Raw genomic sequence first — 14,181 nt, forward strand, 5'->3', positions numbered from 1 at the left:
CCCACCGTACGCGGCGGGGAGTGCGCGCGGGCCGCTCACTGCTCGGCGACCTCGGCGTAGAGCTGGGAGAGTTCCGGTGCACCGCTGGCGGCCCACGCCTGGCCCGCCTCGACCACGTCGATCTCACGGCCGGAGTCCAGCCGCACCACGGGCTGGCCGTTCGGCCAGATCTCCCAGCGGGCGCCCGGGACGGTCCGGACGACGACCGTGCCCAGGTAGAGACCCGCGTCGTTCCCGAGCCAGGCCGCGGTCTCCTCGTCGTCGCGCCAGCGCGGGACGAGTTGGTCGATCGCCTCCAACGAGCCTACGGAGTCGTCGAGTTCGACGCCGGCCAGCGCCGCCTGCGCGCGCAGCAGTTCGCATTCGGAGAGAAGTTCGGCGAGGCCCTCGTGACCGTCGTCGTCACCGTCGCCGCCGGTGAACACCGCGACCCCGAACGCGGGGTCACGCCTCTTGCGCCAGTTGCCCAGGAAAGAGATGTTCATGCGCTCAGCGTGTCATTCACCTCACCCTTCGCACCACAGGCGCGCGGAAACCGCTTGTTCGCCGGGAGTTCGGCCGTGGTTCCCGCCTGCCTCATTGACGGGTCCCTGACGCCTCTTTAGCTTCATGGCACATCCGTCGTCATGACACATCAATCGTCTCGTCGTTGTACCGGTGTCGCACCCGTGGGCGCGGCGATGTCGCGTCCGTCGGCATCGCCGCCGTCGCGGGTCCAGCGAGCAGAAGGGATCACGCGTGCGCCGACGCGTCTGGAGAACGGCCGTCGTCCTGGCACTCGTGGCGGCGGTCGCACCCGTCGCCACCGCCCGAGCCGCCGCCGGCCCGGCGGCCGAACCGGCGCCGCTGGAACACCTCTTCGACAACAGGGCGGTCAGCGACGACGCACGGCCCGCCGAGGCCGATTTCGACGGCTCCGGCCGTTCCCTCTCCGCCACCGACCTGACGGCCGCCGGATGGACGCCGGGGCGCACGCTGACCGTTCAGGGCGCGCGCCTGACCTGGCCGCGCCGCGCGGCGGGCGAGGCCGACAACGTGCGCGCCGCGGGCCAGGCCGTGCGCGTACGGGGCCGGGGCGACGCCCTCGCCTTCCTGGTGGCCGCCACGGGTGGTGGGGCCGCGACGGGCACCGGCACGGTCCGCTACCGGGACGGGGCCCGCTCCCCGTACCGGCTGACCGCCCCCGACTGGCGCACCGGGCCGCTCGCCACCAAGGCCGTCGCCCTCCCCCATGTGAACTCCCCCGGCGGTCAACTCACCGAGAAGGCACGGCTGTACGTCGTCACCGTGCCGCTCGTCCGGGGCCGCGAGGTCTCCTCGGTGACCCTCCCGCGCGTCCCCGACCTGCATGTGTTCGCCCTCGCGGTCCGCCCCGACGCGGCCGCCTGGACGGGCAGTTGGGCCGCTTCCACGTCCGGCTACCCGGCCGTCGGCCCCTGGACGGACCGGACCCTGCGGCTGGTCGTCCACACCTCGGCGGGCGGGCACCGGGTACGGATCCGGCTCGACAACACCTTCGCCTCGGCGCCGGTACGGGTGGGCGGCGCGACGGTGGCGGTGCGGGCGACGGGCGCGACCGCCCGGAGCAGGCCGGTGGCCCTGTCCTTCCGGGGTGCGGCCGGCACCGAGATCCCGGCCGGCGCGCAGGCGTTCAGCGATCCGCTGGGCTTCGAGGTGCCGCCGGACACCGACCTGCTGGTGAGCTTCCACCTGCCCGGCACGGTGACGGCAGCCCCCGTGCACCGGCTCGCCCGGCAGACGTCGTACGTCAGCGAGCCCGGGGACCACGCGGGGGACGCGTCGGCCACGGCGTACACCTCCACGATCTCGTCCTGGCCACTGCTGACCGGCGTGGACGTGGGCGGCGGACCGGGCTCCGTCGTGCTCCTCGGGGACTCGATCACGGACGGGGAGGCGACGACGGTCGACGCGAACCGGCGGTGGCCGGACGTCCTGGCCCGGCGGCTGCTGAGCCAGGACGAGGTCCCGCGCTACGGCGTCCTGAACCAGGGGATCTCGGCGAACCGGGTGGTCACCGACCGCTACCCCGGGGACGGTGTCTCCACCGACACGGGCGGCGTCAGTGCCCTGCACCGCCTCGACCGCGATGTCCTCGCCCAGACCTCCGCCCGTACCGTCGTCGTCTTCCAGGGCGTCAACGACGTCCGCTGGGGTGCCACGGCGGGCGAGGTCGTCGCCGGGCTGCGGGAGATCGCGGCCCGGGGACGCGAGCGGGGTCTGCGCGTGCTCGTGGCGACCGTGGCGCCCTGCGAGGGCGAGGCACGCTGCACGGCCGCCGCCGACGCCCAGCGGGTCGCGGTGAACGAGTGGATCCGGGGCGGCGAGGCGGGCGAGGCGTTCGACGGGGTCCTCGACTTCGACGAGGTGCTGCGCGACCCTGCTCGTCCGGCCCGGCTGCTCCCCGCGTACGACACGGGGGACCACCTGCATCCGAACGAGGCGGGCCTCGCGGCGCTCGCCGAGTCGGTGGACCTCGGCCTGCTGTGACGGCCGCGCGGCGCCGGAGGTGTCCGCGCGGGTCAGACCTCCAGGTCCACCACGACCGGCGCGTGGTCCGAGGCGCCCTTGCCCTTGCGCTCCTCCCGGTCCACGTACGCGTCGGTGACCGCCTTGGCGAACGGCTCGTTGCCGTAGACCAGGTCGATGCGCATGCCGCGGTTCTTCGGGAAGCAGAGCTGGCGGTAGTCCCAGTACGTGAAGGGGTGCTCGTACTTGAGGGGCCGGGGGACGACGTCGGTCAGGCCCGCCTCGCGCAGGGAGGCCAGGGCGGCGCGCTCGGCGGGGGTGACATGGGTGAGGCCCTCGAACGCGGCGACGTCGTACACGTCGTCGTCCGTCGGCGCCACGTTGTAGTCGCCCATGACGGCGAAGGGGCGGCTGCCGGCCGCGTCACCGGCGACGGCGGCCTTCAGGGCCTCGAACCACTGGAGCTTGTACGCGTAGTGCGGGTGGTCGACCTCGCGGCCGTTCGGCACGTACACCGACCAGACGCGGACCGGGCCGCAGGTCGCCGAGATCGCGCGGGGCTCCACGGAGCCGTCGTAGCCGGGATCACCGGGCAGGCCCTTGACGACGTCCTCGATGCCGACGCGGGAGATCACCGCCACGCCGTTCCACCGCCCCGTCGCGTGCACGGCGGCCTCGTAGCCCGCCTCGCGCAGGGCGTCGAGCGGGAAGCCGTCCTCGGCGATCTTGGCCTCCTGGAGGCAGAGCACGTCCGTGCCGCTGCTCTCCAGCCAGGCGAGGAGCCTCGGGAGGCGGGCGGTGATCGAGTTCACGTTCCAGGTCGCGATGCGCATGCCCCACAACCTACCGGGCGGGTCCGACAACGCCCGTCCCGCCCGGTCAGGGCCCTGTGGGGCCCCTGGTCCGTGGGCCGCTACACGTCCGCCGAGGCCCCGGGCGCGAGCCGGAGGTGTTCCGCGCCGCCCAGGGCGCCGATCTGGCGGTCGTAGATGGGGCGGGCGAGGTCGGTGAGCAGGGCGTCGTGGATGTCGTACGCCCGCTGCGGCCCGACCTCGCGGACGTAGTCGATGACCTCGGAGATCTTGCTCCAGGGGGCCATCACGGGGAGCATCAGCGTCTCGACGGGCCGGCCGGGGACGGTGAGGGCGTCGCCGGGGTGGAAGACGCGGCCGCCGTCGACGAGGTAGCCGACGTTGGTGATGCGCGGGATGTCCGGGTGGATCACCGCGTGCAGCTCGCCGTGGACCTGCACGTCGAAGCCGGCGGCGGTGAACGTGTCGCCGTGGCCGACGGTGTGCACCCGGCCCGGGAAGGCGGCGGAGATCTTCTCGGCGACCGAGCGCAGAGTCCAGATCTCGGCGGCCGGGTTGGCCTCCAGGGCCGCCCGCAGCCGTCCCTCGTCGAAGTGGTCCGGGTGCTCGTGGGTGACCAGCACGGCGTCCGCGCCGAGGGCGGCGTCCTCCTCGCTGAACCCGCCCGGGTCGATGACGAGCGTGCGTCCGTCCTTCTCCAGCCGGACGCAGGCGTGCGACTTCTTCGTGAGCTTGATGGTCATGGCTCCATCCTCCCCCGGGCGGGCGGGCGACGGCTCACTCCTCGGGCGTGGTCTCCTCGCGGATCACCTGCTGGGCCACGCGGAACGCGCTGTTCGCGGCCGGTACCCCGCAGTAGACGGCCGCCTGGAGGAGGACTTCCTTGATCTCGTTCGGGGTGAGGCCGTTGCGCAGGGCGGCGCGGATGTGGAAGGCGAGCTCGTCCAGATGCCCGCCGGCGACGAGCGCGGTCAGGGTGACACAGCTGCGGGAACGGCGGTCGAGGCCGGGCCGGTCCCAGATCTCGCCCCAGGCATAGCGGGTGATGAACTCCTGGAAGTCGCCGGAGAAGTCGTCCGCCGACGCCAGCGCCCGGTCCACGTGCGCGTCGCCCAGCACCTCGCGGCGGACCTTCAGCCCGGCGTCGTACGGGTCCGGTCTGCCCATCGCCTCCGGCTGCAGGGCGGGCGGCGCGATCTCGGCGACCGGTCCGGTCTGCGGCAGGACGGCCGCGATGGCGGGCTTGACCGGAGCGGCCGGAATGGCGACCTGGCCGGTGGTCGAGTCGTAGGCGGGCTGCCAGGCGGTGGAGAAGTGGCGGACGAGCAGATCGGTGACGGCGGCGGGCTGCTCGACCGGGACGAGGTGGGAGGCGCCGGGGACGACCGCGAGCCGGGCGTCCGGGATGCCCGCGACCAGCGTACGGGCCTCGGCCGGGCCGGTGACCTGGTCGTCGGAGCCGACGAGGACGAGGGTGGGGACGCCGATCCGGCCGAGTTCGGCACGCACGTCGAACGAGGCGAGCGCCTCGCAGGCGGCGATGTAGCAGCCGGGGTCGGTGGTGCGAACCATCTGCACGGCCCACTCGGTGATGGCGGGCTGCGCCGCCGCGAACCCCGCGGTGAACCAGCGGTCGGGGGACGTCCGGGCGATGGGGTCGAGGCCGTTGGTCCGCACGATCACCCCGCGCTGGCGGAACTCGTCGGCCGTGCCGAAGCGCGGCGAGGAGGCGATCAGCGCGAGCGAGGCGAGGCGTTCGGGGTGGCGCAGCGCGAGTTCGGTGCCGATGGCGCCGCCGAACGCGCAGCCCGCGTAGCCGAACCGCTGCACACCGACCGCGTCCAGCGTGGCCAGCAGACGGGCGGCAAGCTCGGATACCGAGCCGCCGGGGTACGCCGGTGCGCCGCCGTGGCCCGGCAGGTCGAAGCGGAAGATCCGCCACTGCTTGGTCAGTTCCGGGATCTGACGGTCCCACATGTGCCAAGTGGTGCCCAGGGAGGGGCCCAGGATCAGGACCGGGGCGTCTTCCGGCCCGTCAAAGCGGTATTGCAGGGTGTTCGGTGGTGTCTCGCTCACCCGTCAGACCCTCTCACGTATCACGAAATCTCACACAGCTCGGGGAACCCGAACGCTCGTGCCCCTCTCGGCGCGGCACGTCCGACACTGCCGGAACCCTTCGGGATCCGGATACCAGTTCTCCGGCGTGTACGCGTGGCCGTTTGGACAGTGCGTCCTGGCTCGGGCGCTCTCCCAGTCCCTGCGCCGCAAAGCTTCCTTCTTCGGCCCGGCTTCCAGGTGATCCGGGCTGCAGCAAAGCGTAAAGTGCCGTCCCCAAGTATCGGCATGACGCCCCTGGAAGCCCTCCGGAATCTCACCGACCAGTAGCCGAACACCACACGGTGGACAAGCTGTGCCTTTCCCTCGCAGGAGACTTGGCCACAGCCTGACTGCCCCTTCCCGTTGCAGCTACCGGTCCACAGCCAGCAGCCGGTCTCCGCGTCCATCTCGATCTTGCTTGCCATACGCCTGGGCAAGTCGCCCGGCTGGTGGACCGCCTGGCTCACGCTTGCCCCTCCGTTGCACTCCCGTGCAAGCCATCCCACATCGTGGCGGCTTCGCGAAGATCCTCTTCGACATCCCCCGCCCGCAGTTGGGCGCCGCGGCAGTACGTCTGGGTGTTCGTCGGGCGCGGGTGAGTGTGGGGGCTGGTCACGCAGGTGCATGGTCAGCGATGTCGCCCACGAACTGCGCACCCCACTCACCAACATCCCCAACGGGCTGGAGGCCACCGAGGACGGCATCGCCACGCCGAACCCGGCTCTGGTCTCCTCCCTGTTGGAGGAGGCACTGCTGCTGCAGCACATCATCGACGACCCTCCAGGACCTGGCGGCGGCCGACGCCGGCAAGCTGAGCATCCGTCCCGAAGCCGTACGGCTCGGCGACATTCTGCATCACGTGGCCGCCGCGCACCGGGTCGCGTCGGACGCCGCGGGAATCCGGCTGACGGTCGGCGGCGAGGACGGCGTCCAGCTCATCGCCGACCCCGCGCGACTGCGCCAGGCCGTCGGCAACCTGGTGTCCAACGCGGTACGCCACACAGGGCAGGGCGGCAACGTCACCATCTCGTCGTACATGGACGGTGAGGAGGTCGTCATCGAGGTGGCCGACACCGGCACCGGCATCGACGCCGATGACCTGCCCATGATCTTCGAGCGGTTCTGGCGTGCCGAGAAGTCACGCAGCCGCCACGCGGGAGGCAGCGGCCTGGGGCTTTCCATCGTCCTCCAGCTCGTACGCGCCCATGGCGGCACGGTCGACGTCACCAGCACCCCCGGAGCCGGATCCGTCTTCACCCTGCGGCTGCCTCGATCGGGCGCGGGCGCGGCGGGCAGACGGGCTGACCGTGCCCGGAATCCTTCACGCGTCCCGCGCCAGCACCACCGTCGCCGATGAGCAGAACCAGCCGCCCGTCGCGGAGGCGAGGGCGAACTCGGGCAGCCGCCCGTCGGGCCTTCGGGCCTGGCGCGCGTCGCATTCCCCCCGCGGTCGACGGACCGTCTCCACCAGGAGGAACAGCCCCCGCCCGCGACAACCGGGACGAGGACCCGATGCGCAAGCACGGCCACCGCTGACCCGCCTGCCTGGAAGGCGCACCGCACCGGGGAAACCGAACGGCGACCGGTGGGCCTGCGGACTGTGGCCGCTGGTGGTGCTCGACACCCTGCTGTTCATCGTCTTCGCGTGGGTCCGGCCTCGCGCTCGCCGCCGGCCGGCTGTTCCGCCGCGGTGTTGCTGCCGGCCCTCATCGCGCGCACCGTCGAAGTAGGGGTGCCCCGGCCCGAAGGACCGCTGTTGAACGCCCCCCGGGCGGTGCACCGCGCTTCCCCCCGCCCGTGGGAGGGCGCCACTGCCCGCCCTGCGAAGGAGAAGTGACCGTGCACGACCATCACGCGGAACGTCGAAGCCATGAGGGTCGCACCAGCCCCTCCGAGCCCCGGTACACCCGGGCTCCCAAGGAACGCGGTACCGCGGTGCTGGACGTACGGGGCCTGAACTGGGCCTCCCAGCAGAGCACCGTCACCGCCGTCCTGGGCCGGAGGCCGGGCGTGCTCGATGTCGAGGCCAACCCGGTGGCGCAGACGGCGACGGTGGTCTTCGACCAGCGGCGCACGTCCCTGGCGGAGCTGCGGGACTGGGTGGAGGAGTGCGGTCTGCACTGCGCGGGCCAATCCGTCCCGGCTCACGTCTGCGACCCGATGGCCGAGCCGGATCCGCCCGCCCCGACCGCACCGGCAGCGAACGCACCGCCACCGGGTGCGGACGTGGGCCACGCGGCCGTGCGGCCCGAGACGACAACCGCGCCCCCGGTACACGAACCGGGCGCGCCCGCGGCACAGGCGGCCCGCGAGCACGAGGAGGAGATGCCCTCGCCCCACGAGGTGATGGGCCACGGCGGGCACGGCGCCATGTCGATGGCGGCCATGGTGGCCGACATGCGCAACCGCTTCCTCGTCGCGGCGCTCTTCTCGATCCCCATCGTGATCTGGTCACCGATCGGCGAGGACGTCTTCAACCTGGACGTGCCCGTCCCGTTCGGGCTCCGGGAGGACGTGTGGGCGCTGCTGCTGAGCCTGCCGGTGATCTTCTACTCGTGCACGATCTTCTTCGGCGGCGCGCTACGCGCTCTGCGGGCCCGCACCCTGGACATGATGGTGCTGGTCGCGGTCGCCGTGGGCTCCGGCTGGCTCTACTCCCTGATCGTCACACTCACCGGCGGCGGCGACGTGTTCTACGAGGCGGCCACCGTGCTGGCCTCCTTCGTCCTCCTCGGCCACTGGTTCGAGATGCGCGCCCGCGGCGGCGCCAACGACGCCATCCGCACCCTTCTCGACCTGGCCCCGCCCAAGGCACTCGTGCTGCGCGACGGCGAACAGGTCGAGGTGCCCACCGCCGAGGTGGCCGTCGGCGATCTGCTGCTGGTCCGCCCCGGCGCCAAGATCGCCGTCGACGGCACGGTCGAGGAAGGCGTCAGTGAGGTCGACGAGTCGATGGTCACCGGCGAGAGCCTGCCCGTGCACAAGGAACCGGGCTCGCAGGTCGTGGGTGCCACCATCAACGCCAACGGGACACTGCGTGTGCGCGCGACGAAGGTGGGCGCGGACACCGCCCTGGCCCAGATCGTCAAGCTGGTCCAGCAGGCCCAGAACTCCAAGGCCCCGGGACAGCGGCTCGCGGACCGGGCGGCGTTCTGGCTGGTCTTCGTCGCGCTGATCGGCGGAGCCGCGACGCTGGCCGTCTGGTTGCTGGCCGCCGACCGCTCCCTCGGCACCGCCATGCTGTTCGCCATCACCGTCGTGGTCATCACCTGCCCGGACGCGCTCGGACTGGCGACTCCCACCGCGATCATGGTCGGCACCGGCCTGGGTGCCAAGCGCGGCGTGCTGTTCAAGAACGCCATGGGGCTGGAGACCTCCGCACGCATCCGGACCGTCGTCATGGACAAGACCGGCACCCTGACCCGGGGCGAACCGGAAGTCACCGAAGTGGTCACCGCTCGCGACGTCGATGAAGGCGAACTCCTGCGCCTGGTCGCGGCAGTTGAGCGGGAGTCCGAACACCCTCTCGCCGAAGCCGTCGTACGCCGTGCGGAGACGACACAGCCCGTCACGGAACGCGCGGACGGCTTCGAGAACGTCCCCGGACACGGCGCCGTCGCCAACGTGTCCGGCCACCGGATCGTGGTCGGCAACCGCCGGCTGGCCGAACGCGAGAACATCGATCTGTCGGAACTCGCCGCGAAGCGGGATGAGTTGGCCGCCACCGGCCGTACGGTCGTGATCGCCGCCATCGACGGGCGCGCGGCCGGCCTGATCGGCATCGCCGACGCACCGAGGGAGACATCCGCCACCGCCGTGGCCGAACTGCACGCCCTCGGCGTCGAAGTGGTCATGCTTACCGGCGACAACCGAGCCACCGCCGAGCGGATCGCCCAGCGGCTGGGCATCGACACCGTGATCGCCGAAGTCCTGCCGGGCGACAAGGCCGCCGAGGTCGCCGAACTGCAGGCCACCGGCCGAAAGGTCGCCATGGTCGGCGATGGCGTCAACGACGCCCCGGCGCTCGCCCAGGCAGACCTCGGCATCGCCATCGGGGCGGGAACCGACGTCGCCATCGAGACCGCAGACCTGGTCCTGATGCGCTCCGACCCGCTGGACGTGCCCACCGCCCTGCGCATCGGCCGCGGCACCCTGCGCAAGATGCGCCAGAACCTGGGCTGGGCCATCGGCTACAACGCCCTCGCCCTGCCCATCGCCGCCGGCGTCTTCGAACCCGCCTTCGGCCTGGTCCTCCGGCCCGAGATCGCGGCCCTGTCCATGTCCGGCTCCAGCGTCATCGTGGCCGTCAACGCCCTCGCCCTCAAAGGGCTGCGCCTACCGGAAGCGGACCCTCACATTCCCACCCCGTCGGCACCGACCGCCGTCAGCACCGACGAGCCCGTCCGCCGAGCCCCCTGATCCGCAGTCCGCCGACGCGGCTTCTGCGCCGACGCGGCCTCTGCGATGGGACCGCGCAGTGGAACGAGAGGGAGCGACGGGCGGCCGTTCCAGGCAAGCACCCGGTTTTCCGGGAGTGGATTGCCATGCGAAGTACGAAGCTACTAAGTTGATCGCGTATTTTGATCGACCCCACGCGCCCGAGCGGAGACGGCTCGCTCACCCTCCGCCGGTGACCAGAGGAGTTGCCGCAGGATGGGATCCCACCGCCGACCGAAGCCGCCGAGCCGCTCCCGGCTCGCCGTTCTGGCCGCGACGGCGGGGACCGTGTCCCTGCTGCCGACACAGAGCCAGGCCGCGCCCAAGCCCTCCGTGGACGATGTGCGCCGGCAGATCGAGGAGCTCTACCACGAGGCGGAGGCTCCCACGGAGGAGTACAACGCGACCCTGGAGAAGAGAAAGAAGCTCCAGAAGGAGGCCAAGCGCTCCCAGGAGCAGGCTGCCGGGCAGCAGCACGAGATCAACGAGCTCCGCGACCGGCTGGGCCCGATGGCCGCCGCACAGTACCGGGAGGGGAGCCTGGACCCGAGTGTGCAGCTGTTCCTCTCCTCGGACCCCGACGCCTACCTCGACAAGGCGGGCACGCTCGACCGCATGACGGCACGCCAGGTCGCCATGCTGAGCACCCTGGAGTCCAAGCAGCGCGGGCTCTCCCAGACCCGGGCCGAGGCCATGAAGAAGCTGGACGAGGCGGAGAAGGCACGCAAGCGGGCCGGCGGCAAGAAGCGGGAGGTCCTCGGCAAGCTCCGCACCGCGCAGAAGCTGTTGAACAGCCTCACCGCCGAGCAGCGGGCACAGCTGGAGGAGAAGGAGGCCGAGGCCGACCGGGCCGCCGGCACCAGCGACAGCACGGCCACGTACAACGGCCCTGCCAGCGGGCGTGCCCGTACCGCCATCGAGTTCGCCTACGCCCAGCTCGGCAAGCCGTACGAGTGGGGGTCGACCGGACCGAACTCGTACGACTGCTCCGGACTGACGGGCGCGGCGTGGCGTGCGGCCGGAGTCACGCTTCCGCGGACCGTGCAGGAGCAGTACTCGGCGGGCCGGAAGGTCTCCCGGTCGGACCTCCGGCCCGGAGACATCATCTACTGGTACAACAGCAGCCAGCACAACGGCATCTACATAGGCGACGGCAAGGCCATCCACGCGCCGCGCACCGGCAAGAACATCGAGATCACACCGCTCGAGTACATGCCCTTCTACGCGGCCACCCGCCCCTGAACCGGGGCCGGAACGCCGTTCGGCACACGGTCCCCGCGCCGCGCCGCGCCGGATCTGCCGCGTCCGGAACGACTCGCCTTCGCAGGGCGGTGCCTGTTTCGGCGGGCGGGCGGCCGCCCCGGTGACGGTTCGTCAGTCATGGCGACGGGTCATGCCCGCTCCCCCGCCCCGGGCCGGCCGTCTCGTGTGCCGGCCGGCACACGAGACGGCCGACGATCAAGCCTGGTAGGCCACCAGCGCCATCATCCCGGCCTCGCCGTGATAGGCGTTGTGGCAGTGGAGCATCCACTGACCGGGGTTGTCCGCGTCGAACTCCACCGACAGCTTCTTCTTCGGCAGCACGATCGCGGTGTCCTTGCGCGGGCCGCCGCTTGCGAGCTGGTAGGTGTGGCCGTGCAGGTGCATCGGATGCCACATCTGCGTCGTGTTGACGAACTCCAGTCGGACCCGCTGTCCCTCCTCGACGAGGAGGGGGTTGGCGGAGGGGTCGTCCATGTCGAACGCCTTGCCGTTGATGGCCCAGTTGTACCTGGCCATGCCGCCGGTCAGCTCGATGCGGTGCACCCGGTCAGCCTTCTTCGACGCGAGCCGGACTTCGTCCGCCGCCCGCAGCTGTGCGGCGGTCAGGATCCTGCCGTTCAGTTCGTTCGGCCGGACGGACGCCCGCGGCACGCTGCCGGATCCGGTACGCACCAGGGCCATGCCGCCGGCGTCCTTGCCCTCCGCCAGGGCGACCAGCGGGAAGACGCCGTCCCCGAGGGTGACCAGGACGTCGTAGCGCTCGCCCATGCCGATCAGCAGGGCGTCGACCTGCTGATGCACGACCGGGAAACCGTCGGTGTGGGTGATCGTCAGCTTGTGGCCACCGAGCGCCACCCGGTACGCGGTGTCGCCGCCCGCGTTGATGATCCGCAGCCGTACACGCTTGCCGGGCTCGCCCCGGTAGACGTCCGGGTCCGCGGGGACACGTCCGTTGACCAGGTGGTACGGGTACCTCACATCACCGGCGTCACCGCCGAGCAGCTCGCTCGCGGCGCCCATCAGCATGAACCTCATGGACATCCCGCCGGACGAGGACGAGGCGGAAGGGGACGGGGAACCGTCCCCCATGTCCATCCCCTCCATGTCCCCCATGTCATGACCACCGTGGCTGCTTCCGGAGTCGGAGCCGTGCCCCGTGCCCATGGCGCCCATGCCCTGCCGCAGCTCGGCGAGGACCTCGTCGGGTGTGCCGGTGACACCGTCGACCCAGTCGTCCAGAACCACGATCCACTCGTCGTCGTACGACAGCGGTTCCTTCGGGTCCTCGACGATCAGCGGCGCGTACAGGCCCCGGTCGAGCTGGACACCGACATGGGGATGGAAGAAGTAGGTGCCGGGGGCGTCGGTGAGGAAACGGTAGGTGAAGTTGGAGCCGGCCCGCACCGCGTTCTGGGTGACCGGGGGCACGCCGTCCATGTCGCTGCGCAGGGCGAGGCCGTGCCAATGGATGGACGTGGTGGTCCTGTTCGGCAGCTGGTTGGAGAGTTCGGCGGCCAGCGTGTCGCCGACCGACAGCCGGATCTCCTTGCCGGGGGCCCGGCCACTGAAGGCCCAGCTCTTGGCCATGACACCACCGCCGAGGTCGATCATGGCGGGGGCGGCGGTCAGGGTCACGTCGCGCACCTTGCCTGTGCTGGGGCGCTTCTTCTCGGCTGCGGCGACCGCCGGGCCGGAGGGGCTCAGCAGGGAGGGCGAACTGCCGGAGCTGCCGGAGCAGGCGGCGAGCGCGCCGGCGCCCGCGACGCCGAGGCCGGCCAGCAGGACGGAGCGGCGGTTGATGCTGTTCATCTGGGTTGTCCTCGATCTCTCTGTACGCATACGGGAACACGCGCGGAGACGGCTCCTCGACATGCGAAGGCGGCGAGGAAGCCGTTGGGCACGGCCTAGATGCGCAGCTGAGAGAGAACGGACAGATCAGGGGGCGCCCGGCCGACCGCTCCGGCCGGCATGGCACCGGGGACGGCGGCCCCGTGAGCGTCGAGATCTCCTGGCACCGCCGAGTCCGACGGCGGCACGAGGGTGAGCTCGTCGACGCTCGCGGGCGCGCAGTGCTGCATGGCCATGCCGGTGCATGCCGCGCTCTCGGCGCCGACCGCGGCGGGAGCGACGAGTGCGGCGAGCGGGGCGAGTGCTGCGGCCGCCGGTTCGGCCTGCGCGACCGCATGCGTGTGCCCGGACATCGCCGTGGCCCGTGGTGCGGAGTCACCCGCCATCACCATGCCCCCGGGCATCACGTGCACGGCGGGCGACGGTGAGGAGGCCATGGGCGCGGCCGTCACCTCGTGGTGAACCAGCACGGCCAGCGCGGCGACCAGCGCGATGACGGCAGCACGCGTCCAGCGGACGACACGCCGGGGGGCGTGAATCCGCGAGGCGAGGGCTGCTTGTGCCGCCATCACTTCACCGGGCACTTCCTGTCGAGTGGACTGCCTGCCAGGCCAATATACCCCGTAGGGGTAAGAGGAGATGGGGTCACCCGTGGACAGTCTACGATTGCCATTAGTAGATGCGCCCGGCGCATCACGAGCATCACCGGGGAGTCATCAATACCCCCTGGGGGTATAGTTGGCGTCGTTGGGACGGCGGAAGCTGCCCTCCCAACGCCAGACACACGCATCCAGACCCTGAGGGAGCACTCGATGACCACCCAGACGAACGCCGGATCCTGCTGTTCCTCCGACGGCTCCTGCGGCTCGGCCGCCTCGACCGAGGCTCAGCGCGCCGGGGTCACCGCCGTCTACAAGGTGTCCGGCATGACCTGCGGCCACTGCGAAGGCGCTGTCAGCCAGGAGATATCCGCTCTTGAGGGCGTCACCGCCGTCCAGGCCGTCGCCAAGACCGGCGAGGTGACCGTCACCTCCGCCGCCCCTCTCGACGACGAGAGCGTCCGCGCCGCCGTCGACGAGGCCGGCTACGCGCTCGTCGGCCGGGTCTGACGGCCGGGTCTGACGGCCAGCTCGGCACTCGGGCCGGACCACGGACGCGCACCGCCCTCCCGTGCCGCACCGTGCCACATCGCGCCGCCGATACGGACACCGGGGCCCGGCCTCCCCCAGGCCGGGCC

At 71.7% G+C, this 14,181-nt stretch carries 10 protein-coding genes and 1 pseudogene; 5 read left to right on the forward strand and 6 right to left on the reverse strand.

Features of this window, described 5'->3' with window-relative positions; all coding sequences use genetic code 11:
- Nucleotides 1-35: 35 nt before the first annotated feature.
- Entirely contained in the window at nucleotides 36-485 is a 450-nt protein-coding gene (locus ACZ9QC_RS07335) for a DUF6278 family protein (protein WP_472919383.1), read from the reverse strand.
- A 253-nt stretch (nucleotides 486-738) separates the two neighbouring features.
- On the opposite strand from ACZ9QC_RS07335, the gene ACZ9QC_RS07340 reads away from it, so the two are divergent.
- On the forward strand, nucleotides 739-2,508 hold the full coding sequence (locus ACZ9QC_RS07340) for an SGNH/GDSL hydrolase family protein (protein ID WP_472919384.1): 1,770 nt from the start codon (nucleotides 739-741) through the stop codon (nucleotides 2,506-2,508).
- Between the two features lie 32 nt (nucleotides 2,509-2,540).
- Here the strand turns inward: ACZ9QC_RS07340 and ACZ9QC_RS07345 are convergent, their stop codons facing one another.
- From ACZ9QC_RS07345 to pcaDC, 3 genes are all read right to left on the reverse strand, one after another.
- Nucleotides 2,541-3,320 carry an exodeoxyribonuclease III gene (locus tag ACZ9QC_RS07345; RefSeq protein ID WP_215450480.1) on the reverse strand — a complete coding sequence of 260 codons (780 nt, stop codon included), beginning with the start codon at nucleotides 3,318-3,320 and terminating at the stop codon, nucleotides 2,541-2,543.
- Between the two features lie 80 nt (nucleotides 3,321-3,400).
- Nucleotides 3,401-4,036: an MBL fold metallo-hydrolase gene (locus ACZ9QC_RS07350; protein ID WP_472921624.1), complete on the reverse strand. Its 636-nt coding sequence runs from the start codon at nucleotides 4,034-4,036 to the stop codon at nucleotides 3,401-3,403.
- 40 nt (nucleotides 4,037-4,076) lie between these two features.
- Nucleotides 4,077-5,375 (reverse strand): bifunctional 3-oxoadipate enol-lactonase/4-carboxymuconolactone decarboxylase PcaDC, encoded by a 1,299-nt coding sequence (gene pcaDC / locus ACZ9QC_RS07355; protein WP_472919385.1) that lies wholly within the window; start codon nucleotides 5,373-5,375, stop codon nucleotides 4,077-4,079.
- Nucleotides 5,376-6,011: 636 nt separating this feature from the next.
- Here pcaDC and ACZ9QC_RS07360 point away from each other — a divergent pair.
- The 3 genes and pseudogenes from ACZ9QC_RS07360 to ACZ9QC_RS07370 all read left to right on the forward strand — a co-directional run.
- Nucleotides 6,012-6,753, forward strand: a pseudogene (locus ACZ9QC_RS07360) (sensor histidine kinase); the annotation flags it as partial.
- A gap of 482 nt (nucleotides 6,754-7,235) precedes the next feature.
- Nucleotides 7,236-9,815: a heavy metal translocating P-type ATPase gene (locus ACZ9QC_RS07365; RefSeq protein WP_472919386.1), complete on the forward strand. Its 2,580-nt coding sequence runs from the start codon at nucleotides 7,236-7,238 to the stop codon at nucleotides 9,813-9,815.
- Nucleotides 9,816-10,049: 234 nt separating this feature from the next.
- Entirely contained in the window at nucleotides 10,050-11,075 is a 1,026-nt protein-coding gene (locus ACZ9QC_RS07370; protein ID WP_472919387.1) for a C40 family peptidase, read from the forward strand.
- A 216-nt stretch (nucleotides 11,076-11,291) separates the two neighbouring features.
- On the opposite strand, the gene ACZ9QC_RS07375 is transcribed toward ACZ9QC_RS07370, so the two are convergent.
- Nucleotides 11,292-12,905 (reverse strand): multicopper oxidase family protein, encoded by a 1,614-nt coding sequence (locus ACZ9QC_RS07375; RefSeq protein WP_472919388.1) that lies wholly within the window; start codon nucleotides 12,903-12,905, stop codon nucleotides 11,292-11,294.
- Between the two features lie 95 nt (nucleotides 12,906-13,000).
- Nucleotides 13,001-13,513, reverse strand: coding sequence for a hypothetical protein (locus ACZ9QC_RS07380; protein ID WP_472919389.1), 513 nt, complete (start codon nucleotides 13,511-13,513; stop codon nucleotides 13,001-13,003).
- A gap of 243 nt (nucleotides 13,514-13,756) precedes the next feature.
- Here ACZ9QC_RS07380 and ACZ9QC_RS07385 point away from each other — a divergent pair, with 243 nt between their 5' ends.
- Nucleotides 13,757-14,053, forward strand: a complete 297-nt coding sequence (locus tag ACZ9QC_RS07385; RefSeq protein WP_472919390.1) for a heavy-metal-associated domain-containing protein — start codon at nucleotides 13,757-13,759, stop codon at nucleotides 14,051-14,053.
- The last annotated feature ends 128 nt before the right edge of the window (nucleotides 14,054-14,181 follow it).

It is taken from the genome of Streptomyces sp. HUAS MS02 (genome assembly GCF_055702265.1).